A 16,679-nucleotide genomic window follows, 5' to 3' on the forward strand; every position below is an offset into this window, starting at 1 on the left:
GTCATGGCACGCCACACGCCCCTGTGCCGGCTCCCTCACCGGAGGGCCCGCCCGCCGTGCGGTGTCACCCCTTCCCTTTCGCGCCCCGGAGTGCCGCCATGCCCGCTCCCGCCTCCCCGCCCGCCCCCGACCGGACCGGCCTCCCGTCGGTGCCGGGCCGGCTGCCCGCCGTCCTGCTGATGGCCGGCAGCTGCCTGCCCGTCCTCGGCGCCGTCCTGCTCGCCCCGGTCCTGCCGCGTATGCAGGACCACTTCGCGGGCGTTCCCGGCAGCGCGGCGCTGGTCCCCCTCGTGCTCACCGTCCCCGCGCTGTCCCTCGCCCTGCTCGCCCCCTTCGCGGGCGCCGTCGTCGACCGGCTCGGCCGCAAGCGGCTGCTGGTCGTGGCGACGGTCCTGTACGCGCTGTTCGGCACGGCTCCGCTGTGGCTGGACTCGCTGCACGCCATCCTGGCCAGCCGGATCCTCGTGGGGATCGCCGAGGCGGCCGTCATGACCGCCTGCACCACACTGATCGGCGACTACTACACGGGCCGGGTCCGCGACCGGTACCTCGCCCTGCAGACGATGTGCGCGTCGGCGTCCGCCACGGTGTTCTTCGTGGCCGGCGGTGCCCTGGGGGCGGCGGGCTGGCGCGCCCCCTTCTGGCTGTACGCGGTCGGGCTGCTGCTCGCCCTCGCCATGGCCAGGGCACTGCCGGACCCGCGTCCGGCGGCCGGAGCCGAGCGGCCCGGCGCCGCGACGGAGCGCCGCCCGGTCCCCCTGCGCCGGATGGCCGGCATCTGCCTGCTGACGGTGTTCGGCGCCGTCGTCTTCTACACCGTGCCCGTGGAGATGTCCTACCTCCTCGACGACCTGGGCGTCGGCTCCACCGGCGTCATCGGCGCCGCCACCGCGATCGCCAGCGCGGCCACCGTCGCCGGTTCCGTCCTGTTCACCCGGCTCACCGGCAGTCCGCGCCGCCGGCTCCCCGCCGTGCTCCTGCTGTGCGGCGCCGGATTCCTCCTGATGGGACTCGCCGGCAGCGCGCCCCTGCTGGTCGCCGGTGCCGTGGTCAACTGCGTCGGCACCGGGCTGCTGCTGCCGTCCCTGCTGACCCTGGCCATGTCCCGGCTCGACTTCGCCGACCGGGGGCGCGGCACCGGGCTGTGGACGTCGGCGTTCTTCCTGGGCGAGTTCGTGTGCCCCCTGGTCCTCCTCGGCGGACAGGGACCCCTCGGAGGTCTGGCCACGGCCGTCGCCGCGCTCGGGCTGGTCACCCTGCTGCTCGCGGGCGTACTGCTGCCGCTGACCCGCCGGGCCGCGGTGGCGCTGCCGCAGCCCGCTCCCGAACAACCCTGACGCCGTCCGCGCGGCCCGTGCCGCCGCCTCGGCGGCGGGCATCGCCGTCAGCACCACTCCGGGACTGCCCGACCAGGCGGCCTCGGCTCTCTACGCGGTCGACGTCGAAGGCAAGCGTCCGACCGTCCACCGGTCGGCCCCCAAGGAGCGCACCTGCCCCTCGCCGAACTGCGACGGCGGGGACCGCGCGCGGGCCGACCGGCGGTCCTTCAGCTGGGCCTCCTAGGGCCGTTGCGGGCGGATCCCCGCAACGGCCCCACCGGGCACGACGTCAGGCGCAGTCCGTGACCCGGACCGTGTTGTTGCGCGCGCCTTCCTCGAAGACGGTGTTGGCGGCGGTGCTGCGCAGCACGGAGCACACTCCGCCCCGCACGGTGATCGTCTTGTTGCGCACGCCGTCCTTCCAGACGTACAGGGGCGCGGTGCGCATGCCCGGGGCGGTGCTCCGGATCAGGCCCCGGCCCGTCAGCTGAACGGCCCGGCTGTCGGGCTTCGTGCCGCCGGCCCAGGAGAACAGGCCCTGGTTGTAGTGGTTCTTCGAGTGGGAGACGACCTTGAGCCCGTCCGCGACGAGGGTGCCCTCGCCGTAGTCGCCCCACGCCATCTGGACCGGCGCCCCGTTGGCGTTGTGCAGAACGGTGGTGTTCCGCACGGTCAGCTCGCCGTTGTACAGCTTGAACGTGTCGTCCCAGGTGTCGAAGTAGGAGTTCTCGATCACCGAGCCGTCGCCGCCGCCGAAACCGTCGGAGTTGTTGTGGTACTCGTCCCGGTCGTCGATGACACGGATCCCGGAGGCCAGCACCTTCGCCCTCTTGGCGATGATGTGGAAGTGGCGGGGGTTCAGCGACGTGAAGGTCCGCAGCGTCAGGTCCATCCTCGCTTCGGTGGAGACGGCCGCGAAGTCCGTGTCCTTCACATGGCCGCCGTCGCCGACCAGCCGGGACGTCTCTGCGTCCTCGCCCTGGATGGTCAGCGCGGTGGTGCGGTCGGCCGGGATCAGGAAGTTGCCGCGCAGGGTGACGCCCTCGCCGATGACGATCTTCTTCCAGGACGACGGCACGGACAGGCGCCCGATGGTCGCGTCGGAGTGGAAGGTCGCGACCCCGCCGACGACCTCGGGGCCGTCGGCCGCCTGCTGCTGCGGCGTGCCGGCCAGAGCGACGGAGCCGGCGGCGATGAAGCCGGCCGCCGCCGCGGCCGCGCCGGCCGTCTTCAGCCGGCGACGGGAGTTGCGGGTGTGTCGTGCCACGGGACACCTCTTCGATGGTCGGGAGTCGTACGGGCGCCCGTTCCGCCGGCGCCCTTCGCGGGAGACACTCCGCACGGCCCGGTCGGGTTTCGTCCGGCTTGGACTCGGGCGGGAGAGCAGTCCGTGGATCACCGGACCGGCCGCGGCACCGCGGATTAGACTCGGCCCGACCCGGCCGGGGCCGCGGCGGTGTGCGACCGTCGCGAGAGGGTGTGAAGAGGCGTGCGCGGACCGGGGCGGAGCACCGGCGCGAGGACCCGTTCACGCAGGGGTCGCCGGGGGATGAACGAGTTCGTCCAGGGGGAGGGGACCGCCGATGACACAGCACCGGCGAAGCCGGTCTCACGAGGCCGGTGCACGACGGTGGTGGAGTGGGAACCGCGCCTGGGTCGCCGCGGCCGTCGGGGTGCTCGCCCTGCTCACCGCCGCGCTGGTGCACCTGTTCGCGCGGCCGGTCGATCCCTTCGAGCCGCCGGTGCTCCTGCCACCCGCCGCCTCGGCGGCGACCGGGACCGCTCCGCCGGGCGGCGCCTCCCCGCCGGGCGAGGCAGGGACGAACACGCCGGAGAACCCGCCCCCTTCACCCTCGTCCGCACCACCCTCGCAGCCACCGGCCTCACCGTCGGGCGCCCCGTCCCCGACGCCGCCCGGGAACGGCGGCCTGGAGCCGGACGGATCGACCGGCGACGGCGCCGTCGTCCTGGCCCGCGGTGACCAGGGGCGTGAAGTGCTCGACCTGCAGCGCAGGTTGCGGGAAGCCGGTGTCGACACGGCACCGGTCGACGGGGTGTTCGGCCAGCCCACCGAGGCGGCCGTGCAGAACTACCAGGCCCTGAGGGGCATTCGGACGGACCCGCCCGGCGTGTACGGCCCGGACACCCGGTCGGCCCTGGAACGCGAAACCTGACGGTACGCCAGCGGTACTGCGGGGACCGACGGGCTGCGTGGGTGCGTCAGTAGGTCCCGCGTCCAAAGGTGGTGACGCGTCCTCGGGTCTGTCCGGGACCCTCGTCTCGTGGGTGGGGCCGGGCTGCTCGCCGTTCAGGGGTGTTGCTGGGACCGGTGGGCTGCGTGGGTACGCCAGGAGGCCGCGTCCGCAGCCGGTGACGCGTCCTCGGGTCCGTTCGGCGTGCCCGTCTCGTGGGTGGGGCCGGGTTGCTCGCTCGCCGTTCATGGGTGTTGCGGGGACCGGCGGGCCGCGCGTGCGCGTCAGGGGGCCGCGTCCGCAGCCGGTGACGTGCTCTCCGGGACGCCCCGCGTCCCCGGTCCCCGTGCTCGGCCCGGCCGGTCGCCGCCCAGCCGCAGGAGCAGCTGTGCCCCGCCGTGGCGGCTCCTGCCGATCAGCAGACGGCCCCCCGCCTCCTCGGCCACCCGCGCGGCGATGTCCAGGCCGAGGCCGCTCGACGCTCCTCCGCTGTGCCCGCGGACCGAGGCCGCCTCCAGGGCGGGGATCCCCGGCCCCGCGTCCTCGACCACCAGGGAGGGCACGCCGTCCAGCAGTCCGGCGTACACCTCGCACCGGGTGCCCGGCGGGGTGTGCCGGAAGACGTTGCCGAGCAGCGCGTCCAGCGCCGCCACGACCTCTTCCTCGCCCACCTCGACGGCGACGGGCGCCGGGTCCACCGTGACGTCGCAGTCTCTGCCCTGCGCGCGGGCCAGCGTCGCCCAGAAGGCCATGCGGGTGCCCACCACGGCGGTGAGGTCGGTGGCCTGGTCGCTCGCGGCCGTGGCGTCGGCGGACCCCTTGCGCGTCAGGCCGATCAGATGGGTCACCTGCTGGTCCAGCGCGGTCACGGCGGCCCGCAGGCGGTCCGCCGCCGGTCCCTCGACCGCGTCCAGGTCCAGCTTCAGGGCGGTCAGCGGAGTGCGCAGCCGGTGCGACAGGTCCGCCGCGAACTCCCTTTCCGACTGCATCAGTTCCGCTATCCGGTCGGTCATGGTGTTGAAGGCGGCGGCGACCTTGCGCACCTCCCGCGGTCCGCCGACCGGCACGCGCACCCCGAGCTCCCCCTGGCCGACCGCGGCCGCCGCGCGCACGAGTTGGCCCGCCGACCGCACGAGCCGGCGCGAGATGAGGTCCGCGCCCATGACCGCGATCAGCGTCAGCGCCGCGACGGCGGCGGCCAGCACCGCCCACGCGGCGGCCACGCCGTCGGTCCTCTCGGTCTCGCGCACCAGCGACTCCACGAAGGCGGTGCGCCCCTCGGGCAGGCGTACCGGGAGCAGCAGCACGTCCTGGCCGTCCGCGGTGCGGGTCCGCACCGCCCGGCCCTCCCGGGAGGCCTGCCCCAGCGCGCTGCCGGGAGCCCGGCAGCGTCCCACCTCGGCGGATCCCGGGACGCGCACGCACGTCGAGGCCGCGTCCGCTCCCGTGCTCTGCCAGGCGGCGCGCACCGCACGCGGATCACGGGTGGCCGCGAGCACCGTCACCAGGGCCGCGGCCCTGCGCTCCGACCGCTGCTGCGCCCGGTCGGCCGCCTGCTGCCGTGCCGCGTACCCGAGCGGGAGGGCGAAGGCGAGGGTGGTGAGCAGCGCGATCCCCAGGGAGAGCCGCAGTTGCCAGGTGCGCAGGGTCATGCCGCGGGCACCACCAGTCTCAGGCCGACGCCCCGGACGGTCTCCACGTAGTCGCGGGCCCCGCCGCTCTCGGCCAGCTTCCGCCGGAGCCAGTAGACGTGGACGTCGATGGTGCGGTCGTACACGTCGCAGCCACGCCACACCTCGGTCAGCAGCTCCCGGCGGGTGACGACGGCGCCCTGACGCCGCGCCAGGTAGGCCAGCAGGTCGAACTCCCTGCGGTTGAGGTCGACGGCCGCGCCGTCCAGGCAGACCTGACGCTGTGTCAGGTCGATGACCAGGCCGCCGACCCGCAGGGTGTCCGGCGGTGCCTGTCCCGAGCGGCGCAGCACCGCCAGTACCCGCGCGGCGAGTTGTTCCCCGGAGAACGGCTTGACCAGGTAGTCGTCGGCTCCGTCGCGCAGCAGCCGGATGATGTCCGACTCGTCACTGCGCGCGGTCGCGACGATGACCGGGATGCGGCTGACGGCGCGCATCATCTTCAGCGCCTGGCCGCCGTCGAGGTCGGGCAGCCCCAGGTCGAGGACGACCAGGTCGGGGAACGGCGGCACGAGCCGGCGCATCAGCTCCATGGCCGTGCCCACCGGGGTCACGCGATAGCCCGCGGACGTCAGGGAACGGGCGAGCGCTTCGCGGACGAGTATGTCGTCCTCGACGATGAGAACCGAGGTCATGCGATCACCGTAGGGCAGAGGCCGCGCGGTCAGAGGGGTCTCCGCTCCTCCAGCGCCGCGGCGAGACGCCGACGGCCGCGCGCGAGCCGGGTCTTGACGGTGGCCTCCGGGATGCCCAGGTGCTCGGCGACGTCGCGGACCGGCAGGTCGAGCAGATGGTGCAGGACGAGCACCTGGCGGTACGCGGACGGGAGTTCGCGCATGCTCTGCACCACCACGACGCGGTGCTCGTCGGCCGGCGGCTGAGGAGCGGCGGGGCCCAGGCGGACCAGGGCGGTCCTGGCACGCTGGGCCTGGCGCATGCGGGAGCAGGCGAGATTGTGGGCGACGCGCCGTACCCAGGCGTACGGGACGTCGTAGGACCGGATGCGCTCCCAGCGGGGTACGGCCCGGGTGAAGGCCTCCTGTGTGCAGTCCTCGGCGACGTGGGCGTCCCCGGTCATCAGATGGACGTGCCCTGCGACGCGCCGGAAGGTGCTGGCATAGAAGTCCTCGAACTGCGCCGTCTTGCTCACCGATGCTCCTCACGTACGGCTCCGTCCGGCGCCGGAGAGCGCCTCATGCCGTGATGTCGGCCCGGCCCTTCCGCTGGGGGCTGAAGGGACGGAGGGGGCCGGGCCGGTGTGGCCCTCCGCGGTGGGCGAGGCGTCAGGTGTCACTCGGGCACCGCGGGGGGCCATGCGGACGGTGGTCGTCCGAGGCAGATCCTTACGGGCCGGAGCGGGCGGGCACCATGCCTGCCGGGCACGTCAACGCGCCGCTGCGGCTCAGAAAACCCTGAGATAACACAAGCGCCCCGTGCGCCCTGCGAGGCGTGAGCACACGGTCCGGCGAAGGACAGTGTCCCTGCGGACCGCACGTGCGCGTCCGCAGCACCCCACGACGAGCAGCCCGAGGAGCGGAGCGGGGCCGTCGGACCGCGCCGGGACCGCCCACGGGGAGTCCGCACCGGCGGGCCGGTGCTGTGCGTGCGGATGCGCAGGCGCGTGACGGGCCGGCTGCACCGTGCGTCCGGAGGGCTCCTGGGCAGCGGTCACGGTCAGCGCCCCGAGGAAGGCGGCTGCGGCCGCACCGGTCAGTGCCGATCTCAGCCATGGGCGGTTCCGGCGGTCAGGGAGCATGCGGTCGTCTCTCCTTGTCGTCTTCGGCTGTGGGACGGGTGCCGGAGATCCGGCGGCCGGGAGAGACACCCCGCGCGACCCGGTCGGGTTTCGGCCGTGCAGTCCCGACGGCCCCGCACCGGGGCGCGTCGCGTTAACCAGGGCTTAGGTGAGGGTCAACGGTGCCTTCACCGCTTGTGCGGGCCCTTGCCGCGGTCCCACGCTCGATGGCGGTGAGGCACGGTGGCGGCGCTCCAAGGACGGGAGTCCGTGCGTCACGCGCATGCCGTGACCCGGTACAGGGACGACGTACCGGGTCACGGCCTTTTCCGTGTCTCCGCAGGCCGCCCGCCCCTCGCCCGCCCTCAGTGCATCGGGCCGCCCGCCCCACGCCCGCCGCACGCCCTCCGTGCACCGGGCCGCCCGCCGCAGGCCGCACGCCCTCCGTGCACCTGACGGAACCGGCCGGGAACGAGATTGAACGTTCAGCCTTCAGCGCCCGTACCTGTCCTCGACAAGCTGGCAGGGGTACTGGGGGCACCGGCACCCGTAGTGAAGGCCGACGGCTTCTCCGTGGAGAGGCCCGGCGGTCTTCGCAGGAGCCAGAGGACGTCATGACAGGCACGCGAGGAAAAGGAAAGTCCCGCACGTACCGGATCGCCGGGGTGGGTGTGCTCGGCGCCGGACTGATCGCAGGCACCTTCGCCGCGGCAGGCGCCTTCGCCGGGCAGGACGGCGGGGAGACGCCCGCCCGGACCTACAGTGCGCAGAGCATCGTCTGCCCCTCCGTCGAGGGTCTGCCGGAGATCCCGGCCCAGGCGCAGGAAGAGGTCACGAGGAACCTGGAGCTGCTGGACAAGCAGCTCGCCGAGGCCAACGACCGGCTGGCGCGTTCCCAGGGCGAAGGCGGCCCGAACTTCGTGCAGAACGCGATCCTCCGCCCCCTGGAGGGCAAGCGCACGGCCGCACTGAACCGCATCGAGACCGCCATCGGCCGCGTCGCCGAGAAGCCCGAAGGACTGGAGCGGTTCGCGCCCTGCGCCCTCGGGGGCGAGGGAGGCGCCGGCGACGCCGCGGCGGGCGGCGCCGAGGGCGGGGACGACGAGCAGGCGGAAGACGCGGGGGGTGAGCAGGAGGCCGGTGGCGAGGCCGCAGCGGGCGGGGCCCCGACCGTCAACTGCCCCGACGTGGCGAGCCGGTTGCCGGCCGACGTCCCTGCAGGGGCCCAGGGGCAGGTCGACCGCGAACTCGCGGCCCTGGCCAAGGAGATCGACGAGGCCGACGCGCGGCTGGCGCGGTCCCAGGGCGAGGGCGGCCCGAACTTCGTCGACAACGCCATCCTCGGTCCGCTCGGCAACAAGCGGAAGGCGGTGATCGACCGCATCGAGATCGCGTTCAAGCGCGAGGGCGGCACACCTCCGGCAGGGCTGGAAGCGCTGGCGGAGTGCCGGCTGAACGGCTGACCCACCTCTCCTCCGGCCGACCTCCTGGGACGGAGGGGCGCCTGGACTCGCCATGAGCCGGAGGTACGGCTCCCCACGCCGGCCCGCGTCGGCGTGGGGAGCCGGTCCGAGTCCAGGCAAACGTGCTGTCGGAAGTGAAGCGAGGACATGGTGACCCGATCGCCCGGCAGGGCTCCGCTGCAGAACCGGCTCAGGCTGATCACGGAACTCGGCAGCAGGGCGGGCGTCTCCCACTGGCTCGCCCGCGACGACTGCGACGGGCGGGAGCTGTACGCCCTGCAGGTCTCCGCGGGCCCGGGCGGTGGACTGCGACGCGCCCAGCAGGTCGCCGTGCGCTACCTCAGGCAGAGTGTCTACCTCCAGTCGGTCGACCCCGGCCGCTTCCCCGTCAGCGTCGGCGCCTTCGCGGCGGGCGGCAACGTGTGGTGCGTGGAGGAGCGTCCGCCCGGCCGGACCCTCGGGGACTTCGTCGCTCACCACCGGGTCTCCCGCCCGCATGCCGCGAGGATCGGTCTCGCCATGCTGAGCACGCTGTCCCTCGCCCACAGCAAGGGCATCGTCCGCGGGTTCATCGCCCCCGAGCAGGTGTGGATCGGGCGGTCCGGTGCGGTCGTGCTCAGCGGCAGCGGCTGCGGGGAGCTGCTGGCGTCCGGATGCGTGCCCCTGCCGCCCAGGGCGCGGATCCTCGCACCGGAGATCTGCTCTCGCTCGCCTCTCGAACCGGCGGCCGACCTGTGGGCCTTCGGCAGGATCCTGGCCTTCCTGCTCGTGGGCAACGTCAACCCGTCGAGCGGTGAGGCCGCCCGGGACCCCGCCGTGCGGCTCGTGCGCGGCCTCATGCGGGAGGAGAAGGACGCCAGACCGTCGGCGTCCGCGGCCCGCCGGGCCCTGCTGCGCATCCTCCAGGAGGAGAATCGTTTCCCCGACGCGCCGCCCCGTCCGACTGTTCCCCTCACCCGGCGTTCCCGGCGTCCTGAGGGGCCTTCCGGGACCGCCGAGACGGAGATGTCCTTCAGCTGACTCCCCTTAACGCCGAGGTGCGCGCTCTCCCTGGATGCGGGTGGCGGGACTGCTCTACCTTGCGATGCGTGGGGGCGCTTCCCCGGTGAGGCCGGCGGCGCGTGCCCCGAACGGGTTCCGGCAGCTGATGCGGAACGCGTACCCGCCGCTGCCGTAGCACCGGTGCCCGGCTGCCGCGTCGGCGGACGCGGCCGAGCGCGGGGGAGGCGACCGGGCGTCCCGGCCCGCGCCACCCCCGCGCCGTGCCTCACCCCCGGCGCCCGACCCGCCGCACCTCGATCAGCGCCAGGCTCTCCGGGTGGAGCGTCGGCGCCTGGACGCCGAGCACCGACAGGACGCGGCCCGGCAGTTCGACGCCCTCCGGTGTCCACCAGGGCAGCGGGCTGGTGACCGGGCCCCGGACCGCGTCCCCCGGCGGCAGCGGGGTGACGGCGTAGAGCGCGTCCTCCGCCAGGCCGGGCAGGCGCACGCGGCCCGTCGGCATCTGCACGCTGGTCGCCTTCTGCACCACCGCGTACACGGCACGGGACCGGTCGGGGGCCACCACGCCGTGCACCAGGACCGCGGGATCGTGGTGGTCGGCGTGGACCACCGTCCCGCCGTGCAGCAGCGGGCGCAGCCGCTTGTGGGTCTCGATCCACTCGGCGAGCCGGCGCCGCTCCTCGGGTGTCGCCCGGGTGAGGTCCCACTCGATGCCCATGTGGCCGAAGAGCGCGGTGCCCGCGCGGAAGTCCAGGCCGTGGGTCCGGCCCGTGGTGTGCGAGCCGGGGGCGCCGACGTGCGCACCCATCAGTTCGGGTGGCAGCAGCATCCCCGTCCAGAGCTGGATCTGCTGCCGCTCCAGGGCGTCGATGCAGTCGCTCGTCCACACCCGGTCGCTGCGTTCCAGGATGCCCAGGTCCACCCGGGCGCCCCCGGAGGAGCAGGACTCGATCTCCAGCCCGGGATGGCGCCGCCGCAGCTCGTCCATCAGCGCGTACACCGCGGTGGTCTGGGCGTGCACCCCGCCGACGCCGTACGGGCCGCTGCCGGCGTCGATCAGGTCGCGGTTGTGGTCCCACTTGAGGTAGTCGACGGCGTACTCGCCGACCAGGGCGTCCAGGCGTTCCAGCACGTACGCGTACGCCTCCGGGCGGCCCAGGTCCAGCACCTGCTGGTGCCGGGCCTCGGGCGGCATCCGCCCCGCCGCCGACAGGATCCACTCCGGGTGGGCCCTGGCCAGGTCCGAGTCCGGGTTGATCATCTCCGGCTCGACCCAGAGGCCGAACTGGAGCCCGAGGGAGCGGACGTGCTCGACGAGCGGGTGCAGCCCCTGGGGCCAGACCCCGGGATCCACGTACCAGTCGCCGAGCCCGGCCCGGTCGTCGCGGCGGCCGCGGAACCAGCCGTCGTCCAGGACGAACCGCTCGGCCCCGACCTCCGCCGCCGCGTCCGCCAGGGCGGTGAGGGTGGCCAGGTCCTGCCGGAAGTAGACGGCCTCCCAGGTGTTCAGCGTGACCGGCCGCGGCGTGGCCGGGTGGTGGGGGCGCTGCCGCAGGTGGGTGTGGAAACGCGCCGCCTGGTCGTCCAGGCCCCGGCCGTACGCGCCCATGAGCCACGGCGTGGTGTACGCGGCGCCGGGCGCGAGGCGCATCTCGCCCGGCAGCAGCAGCTCACCGCCGCCGAGGAGCGAGACCCCCGCGTTCGTCCGCTCGGCGAAGGTGCGGTGGTTGCCGCTCCACGCGACGTGCAGGGCCCACACCTCGCCCTCGCGGAAGCCGAAGCCGCGCTCGCCCACCGCGTGCAGCAGCGTGGCGTCGACGCCGGTGCGTCCGCGGCGGTTCTCCCGCAGGTGCGTGCCGAGCGTGAACTCGTGCCGCTGCGGGGAGCGTTCCCGAAGATGACGCCCCGTCAGGTCCAGTACCTCGGTGGCGTGCGCCGGTACGGGGAGCGTGAGCTGCAGCGCGTCCACCGTGTAGGGACCGGTGCCCTCGTTGGTGAGCACCGCGCGCTGGCGCACCAGACCGGACCCGGTCAGCTCCAGCTCCCACCGCAGGGCGAGCCGCGCATGGTCGTCCACGGCCTCGACGGTCAGCGACCGGGGGGCGGGGGAGCGGACCTCCCGGACGGTGAAGGCGCAGGAGAAGTCGGCGCCCTCGCGATGGCCGGACAGCCCCGGGGTGCCCAGCCAGCCGGCCGACTGCTCCGGCAGCACGCTCACCGGGACGGGGACGTCGGGAACGCTGGTGCCCAGCTCGGCGCGGCCGGCCGCGGCGAGTGAGGCGAGGACGCCCGGGCCGCCGGACGCCTCGTCGCCCGGATCGCCGATGCCGTCCGGATCGCCGATGCCGTCCGGGTCGCCCGGGTCACCAGGGTCGCCCAGGTCGCCGAGGTCGGCTCCCCAGTGCAGGATCCGGGGCAGCCGGGGGCCCGCACAGTCGAGGACGAGGCTCGTCCCCGCGGCGCGGAAGTGGAGGAGGTGCTCGGTGGTCACGTACCTGCGCTTTCGATCGGTCGGGTGGGCGCGGCCGGCTCGACGACGGTCAGCTCGCCGACGCCGGCCTCCAGTGCGTCCCGGGCGTGCGCGTCGATGCCCGAGTCGGTGATGAGCAGATCGGCCGTCCCCAGCGGGGCGATGGCCGCCAGGCCGGGGGTGTCCCACTTGGTGTGGTCGGCGAGCACCACGACCCGCCGTGCGGAGCGGCACATCGCCCGGTTCGTCTCCGCCTCCTCCAGGTTGGGGGTGCTGAAGCCGGTCCGGGCGTCCATGCCGTGGACCCCCATGAACAGTACGTCGACCCGCAGCGACGCCAGCGCGGCCACCGCGACCGGCCCCACCAGGGCGTCGGAGGGGGTGCGGACCCCACCGGTGAGCACGACCGTCTGCGTCTGCCGCCGGTGGGTCTCCAGGGTCTGCGCCGCCCGGACGCTGTTGGTGACCACCGTGATGTCGGGGACGTCGAGGAGGTACCGGGCCAGGGTCCAGGTGGTGGTCCCCGCGGTCAGCGCGACCGCGCAGCCCGGAGCGACCAGCCGGGCCGCCGCGGCCGCGATGGCCTCCTTGGCGCCGACCTCACGCGACCGCTTCTCGCCGAACCCGGGTTCCGCGGTACTGCCGTGCTCCGGTGTGACCGCCCCTCCGTGCACCTTGTCGAGATGACCCCGGCGCGCCAGGGACTCCAGATCGCGCCGGATCGTCATGTGGGACACGCCGAACCGCTCGGTCAGCGCGCCGACCCGGATCGAGCCGTGCTGCCGGACGAGCTCGGCGATCCTCTCCTGCCGTTGCCTTGCGAGCATCCCGTCACCGCTCCGGTGACGGGACGCTGTTCTCCCGGACGACCACGACGTCGCCCGCCCGCACGACGGCCCCGCCGTCGGCGACGGCGCCGCTCAGCAGGTCGGTGCCCACGGCGGGGACGGACACGTCACGGGAGGTGTGGTTGATCAGGAAGAGGTACGTCGCGTCCGGGCCGCGCCTGCGGACCGCCTCCACCCCGGCCGGGACCTCGGCCGCAGCCGTGACACCGGCCTCGCGGCAGACCCTGGCCAGCAGCGCGCGCAGGGCGTCCGCGTCCGGCCGCGTCGCCACGTACCAGGACACTCCGGCGCCATGGTCGTTGCGGGTGACCGCGGGGTGCCCCGCGACCGGGCCGCCGCGCGCGGGGTCCGGGTCGAACGACACCACCGTCCGGGCGCCGCGCGGTTCCACGAGCTCGCTCCACACCGTGGCCGCCGAGCCGTCGGAGAGCCGTACGGTCTCCGCCTCGCGCAGCGGGAAGAACTCGTCGACGCGCACGCCGAGCAGGTCCCGGTACGCCCCGGGGTGACCGCCGAGCCGCACGTGGTCGTTCTCGTCCACCACACCGCTGAAGAAGCCGACGGCCGCGTGCCCGCCCTCCCGTACGAAGGCGTCCAGCCGCGACGCGTCCGCGTCGGAGGTCAGGCACAGGCTGGGCACCAGCACCAGCCGGTGGCCGCTCAGATCGCTCGCGGGGTGCACCAGGTCGCAGGTGATGCCCAGCGACCACAGCGCCTCGTACCAGGCGCGCACCAGGTCGAGATAGCGCACGTCCCGCGAGGGGGTCGCGTCCATCTCCAGCGCCCACCAGGCGTTCCAGTCGAAGAGGAGGGCCACGTCCGACTCGACGCGGCTGCCGCGCACCTCCGCCAGGGCCTTCAGGTCCTGCCCGAGAGCGGTGACCTCGCGCCAGGTCTTGGTTTCGGTGCCGCCGTGCGGGAGCATCGCCGAGTGCCACTTCTCGGCACCGGCCCGCGACTGGCGCCACTGGAAGTACAGGACGCCGTCGGCGCCGCGTGCCACGTGCGCGAGACTGTTGCGCCGCATCTGCCCCGGGGTCTTCGCCACGTTGCGCGGCTGCCAGTTCACCGCGGAGGTGGAGTGCTCCATCAGCAGCCACGGAGCGCCGCCGCCCATGCCGCGCGCGAGGTCGGCGTCGAGCGACAGCCCGATGTGCGCCCCGGGGTCCGCGGCCGTGAGGTACTGGTCCACGGAGACGAAGTCGCACGCGTCGGCGAAGGAGAACCCGTCCACCTTCTTCTCCAGCGTGACCAGGAGGTTGGTGGTCAGCGGCACACCGGGGGAGAGGCGGCGCACGATCTCCGCCTCGCGCCGGTGCAGCGCCAGCAGCGCGTCCGAGGAGAACCTCCAGAAGTCGAGCTGCTGCGTCGGATTGGGTACGGCGGCGGTGGCGCGCGGCGGCATGACCTCCGCCCAGTCGCCGTAGCGCTGGCTCCAGAACGCCGTCCCCCACGCCTGGTTGAGCCCGTCGAGGTCCCCGTACCGCTCCCGCAGCCAGTCCCGGAACGCCTCGGCGCTGGTGTCGCAGTAGCAGTGCGCGTTGTGGTTGCCCCACTCGTTGTGCAGGTGCCACAGCGCGAGTGCGGGGTGGTCGCGGTACCGCTCCACGAGCCGTTCGGCGAGCCGCCCGGCCGCCTCGGCGTAGGCGGGACTGCTCGGGCAGAACGTCTGCCGCGAGCCGTGGGTGAGCCGGACGCCGTCGGCGGTCACCGGCAGCGCCTCGGGGTGCCGCAGCGAGAACCACGGCGGCGGGGACGCCGTGGCCGTCGCCAGGTCGGCGGCGACGCCGTTGGCGTGCAGCAGGTCCAGGACCTCGTCGAGCAGCCCGAACTCGTACTCCCCGGGGCGCGGTTCGAGGAACGCCCAGGAGAAGACACCGACGGTGACGAGGTTGACGCCGGCCTCCCGCATGAGGCGGACGTCCTCGTCCCACACCTCGCGCGGCCACTGCTCCGGGTTGTAGTCGCCGCCGTACGCGATGCCGCCGAGACGGTCGGACAGCTGCTTGAGGGCGTCGGTCACGACTTCACCGCTCCCGCCGCCAGGCCGGCCTTCCAGTACCGCTGGAGCACCAGGAAGGTGATGACGATCGGCACCACCGACACGAGGGAGCCGGTGAGGCTCAGGATCTGCAGCGAGGGGTCGCGGCTGACCTGGGACTGCCAGGTGAACAGCCCGAGGGTGACCGGGTAGAGGCGGTCGTCCTGGAGCATCACCAGCGGCAGCAGGAAGTTGTTCCAGATGACCACGAACTGGAACAGGAAGATCGTGACCATGGCGGGTGACATCAGCCGCAGCGACATGGTGAAGAACGTCCGCAGCTCGCCCGACCCGTCGATCCGGGCCGCCTCCAGCAGCTCGTCGGGCACGGAGGCGGCCGCGAAGATGCGCGAGAGGTAGACGCCGAACGGGCTGACGATGCTGGGCAGGAACACCGACCAGAACGTGTTGGTGGCGTCCACCTCGGCGAACAGCAGGAACAGCGGCAGTGCCAGCGCGGTGGCGGGGACCAGGACGCCGCCGAGCACCACGGAGAACAGGAACTCCCGCCCCCGGAAGCGGTACTTGGCCAGGGCGTAGCCGGCCATCGCGGACAGCAGGGTGCCGACGGCCGCGCCGGCCCCGGCGTAGAGGAGGCTGTTGAGGAGCCAGGGCAGGTACACCCCGTCCTGCTTGGCGAACAGCGCCCGCAGGTTGTCGAACAGGTGGAAGTCGGAGAACCACAGTCCGAACGAGTCGACCAGATCGCCCTGGCTCTTGGTCGCGGAGACGATCAGCCAGAACACCGGCAGCAGCATGTAGACAGCGATGACGACCAGGAATCCGGTGGCCGCGATCACGGACAGACGGCTCTCCCGGGGGCCGCGCGGTGCGGTCGTGGAGGTCTTGCGGGGCGCGTGGGCGCCCGCGGTGTCGGTGAGGAGGCTCATGACTCGGCCTTTCGCCCCGTGAGCTTGAGGAATCCGAACGACAGGACGAACGTGGCCAGCGCCAGCGTCACGGACATGGCCGCGGCCTCGCTGTAGTTGTTCGCCGAGGCGAGCGAGTAGGCCGCCAGGTTGGGCGTGTAGGTGCTGGTCACGCTGGTGGAGATGGAGCGCAGCACCTGCGGTTCGGTGAACAGCTGCAGCGTGCCGATGATGGAGAAGACGCCCGTCAGGATGAGGGCCGGACGCAGGATCGGCACCTTGATCCGCCAGGCGATCTTCGCCTCGCTCGCGCCGTCCATCCGGGCCGCCTCGTAGATGTCGCTCGGTATGGCCTGCAGGGCGGCGTAGAGGATCAGCATGTTGTAGCCGGTGTACGTCCAGGTCACGACGTTGCCGATGGACCACAGCATCATCGACGAGCCGAGGAAGTCCGGCGCGGAGCCGGCCTTGTCCAGCAGGTCCACGATGGGCGACAGCCGCGGGTCGTACAGGAAGGCCCACATGAGCGCGGCGATCACACCGGGGATGCCGTACGGCACGAAGTAGGCGATTCGGAAGAAGCGCTTGAGGCGGGCCACCGTCGAGTCCAGCAGCAGCGCGAGCACCAGCGCCAGCAGCAGCATCACCGGGATCTGCACCAGCCCGAAGACCAGCACCCGGCCGACGCTGCCGAGGAACTCGGCGTCGCCGAGCACTTCCTTGTACTGGTCGAGACCGGCGAACACGGTCGTCTTGCGGCCGAAGGTGCCGCCGGTCCGCTCGGTCTTCAGCAGGCTCTGGTAGAAGGCGTAGCCGACCGGCACCAGGGTGAACAGGACGAACGGCACGAAGAACGGCAGGAGAAAGAAGACGGGCGCCCAGTTCCGTCTGCGGCGGGCCGGGACACGGGCGGGGGCGGATTGCGCCGGCGGTGCGGCTGTGGCCGCTATGGGGTCGGCGGTCATGTCGTGGTCTCTTCCTGGGCTGGGCTGTGCTGGCGAGGGGGAACGGGCCGCGAGCGGGACCCGGCGGGCGGGGCCGGGGCCGCG

General features: G+C 73.5%; 13 protein-coding genes. 4 read left to right on the plus strand and 9 right to left on the minus strand.

What is annotated here, in order from left to right; genetic code table 11:
• The first annotated feature begins 98 nt into the window (after positions 1–98).
• The gene (locus tag ABZY20_RS07410; RefSeq protein ID WP_356437900.1) at positions 99–1,337 is read left to right on the plus strand and encodes an MFS transporter; all 1,239 of its coding nucleotides are present in this window, start codon (positions 99–101) and stop codon (positions 1,335–1,337) included.
• A 271-nt stretch (positions 1,338–1,608) separates the two neighbouring features.
• On the opposite strand, the gene ABZY20_RS07415 is transcribed toward ABZY20_RS07410, so the two are convergent.
• A complete protein-coding gene (locus tag ABZY20_RS07415; protein ID WP_356437902.1) occupies positions 1,609–2,586 on the minus strand; it encodes a hypothetical protein in 978 nt (325 codons plus the stop codon).
• A 316-nt stretch (positions 2,587–2,902) separates the two neighbouring features.
• Between ABZY20_RS07415 and ABZY20_RS07420 the strand changes: the two genes are divergently transcribed.
• Complete coding sequence (locus tag ABZY20_RS07420; RefSeq protein WP_356437904.1) at positions 2,903–3,493, plus strand: peptidoglycan-binding domain-containing protein; 591 nt, start codon at positions 2,903–2,905, stop codon at positions 3,491–3,493.
• Positions 3,494–3,795: 302 nt separating this feature from the next.
• On the opposite strand, the gene ABZY20_RS07425 is transcribed toward ABZY20_RS07420, so the two are convergent.
• Genes ABZY20_RS07425 through ABZY20_RS07435 form a run of 3 tightly spaced genes read right to left on the minus strand, consistent with a single transcriptional unit; the run spans position 3,796 to position 6,352 of the window.
• The gene (locus ABZY20_RS07425; RefSeq protein WP_356437906.1) at positions 3,796–5,163 is read right to left on the minus strand and encodes a HAMP domain-containing sensor histidine kinase; all 1,368 of its coding nucleotides are present in this window, start codon (positions 5,161–5,163) and stop codon (positions 3,796–3,798) included.
• On the minus strand, positions 5,160–5,837 hold the full coding sequence (locus tag ABZY20_RS07430; protein WP_356437908.1) for a response regulator transcription factor: 678 nt from the start codon (positions 5,835–5,837) through the stop codon (positions 5,160–5,162). Before ABZY20_RS07430 ends, ABZY20_RS07425 begins: the two co-directional genes overlap by 4 nt.
• 29 nt (positions 5,838–5,866) lie before the next feature.
• A complete protein-coding gene (locus tag ABZY20_RS07435; protein WP_356437910.1) occupies positions 5,867–6,352 on the minus strand; it encodes a sigma-70 family RNA polymerase sigma factor in 486 nt (161 codons plus the stop codon).
• 1,199 nt (positions 6,353–7,551) lie between these two features.
• Here ABZY20_RS07435 and ABZY20_RS07440 point away from each other — a divergent pair.
• The gene (locus tag ABZY20_RS07440) at positions 7,552–8,400 is read left to right on the plus strand and encodes a hypothetical protein (protein ID WP_356437913.1); all 849 of its coding nucleotides are present in this window, start codon (positions 7,552–7,554) and stop codon (positions 8,398–8,400) included.
• A 147-nt stretch (positions 8,401–8,547) separates the two neighbouring features.
• Positions 8,548–9,420 carry a hypothetical protein gene (locus ABZY20_RS07445; RefSeq protein WP_356437916.1) on the plus strand — a complete coding sequence of 291 codons (873 nt, stop codon included), beginning with the start codon at positions 8,548–8,550 and terminating at the stop codon, positions 9,418–9,420.
• Positions 9,421–9,667: 247 nt separating this feature from the next.
• Here ABZY20_RS07445 and ABZY20_RS07450 read toward each other — a convergent pair whose 3' ends face one another.
• From ABZY20_RS07450 to ABZY20_RS07470, 5 genes are read right to left on the minus strand one after another with little or no spacing between them, the layout of a single operon-like run.
• Positions 9,668–11,893 carry an alpha-galactosidase gene (locus ABZY20_RS07450; protein ID WP_356437919.1) on the minus strand — a complete coding sequence of 742 codons (2,226 nt, stop codon included), beginning with the start codon at positions 11,891–11,893 and terminating at the stop codon, positions 9,668–9,670.
• Positions 11,890–12,699, minus strand: coding sequence for a DeoR/GlpR family DNA-binding transcription regulator (locus tag ABZY20_RS07455; RefSeq protein WP_356437921.1), 810 nt, complete (start codon positions 12,697–12,699; stop codon positions 11,890–11,892). Before ABZY20_RS07455 ends, ABZY20_RS07450 begins: the two co-directional genes overlap by 4 nt.
• A gap of 4 nt (positions 12,700–12,703) precedes the next feature.
• A complete protein-coding gene (locus ABZY20_RS07460) occupies positions 12,704–14,743 on the minus strand; it encodes a beta-galactosidase (RefSeq protein ID WP_356437923.1) in 2,040 nt (679 codons plus the stop codon).
• Positions 14,740–15,651 carry a carbohydrate ABC transporter permease gene (locus ABZY20_RS07465; protein WP_356437925.1) on the minus strand — a complete coding sequence of 304 codons (912 nt, stop codon included), beginning with the start codon at positions 15,649–15,651 and terminating at the stop codon, positions 14,740–14,742. Before ABZY20_RS07465 ends, ABZY20_RS07460 begins: the two co-directional genes overlap by 4 nt.
• Positions 15,648–16,595, minus strand: a complete 948-nt coding sequence (locus ABZY20_RS07470; RefSeq protein ID WP_356437928.1) for a sugar ABC transporter permease — start codon at positions 16,593–16,595, stop codon at positions 15,648–15,650. Before ABZY20_RS07470 ends, ABZY20_RS07465 begins: the two co-directional genes overlap by 4 nt.
• Between the last annotated feature and the right edge of the window lie 84 nt (positions 16,596–16,679).

Origin of the sequence: Streptomyces sp. NPDC006624 (genome assembly GCF_040611555.1) — a bacterium.
GTDB lineage: Bacteria > Actinomycetota > Actinomycetes > Streptomycetales > Streptomycetaceae > Streptomyces.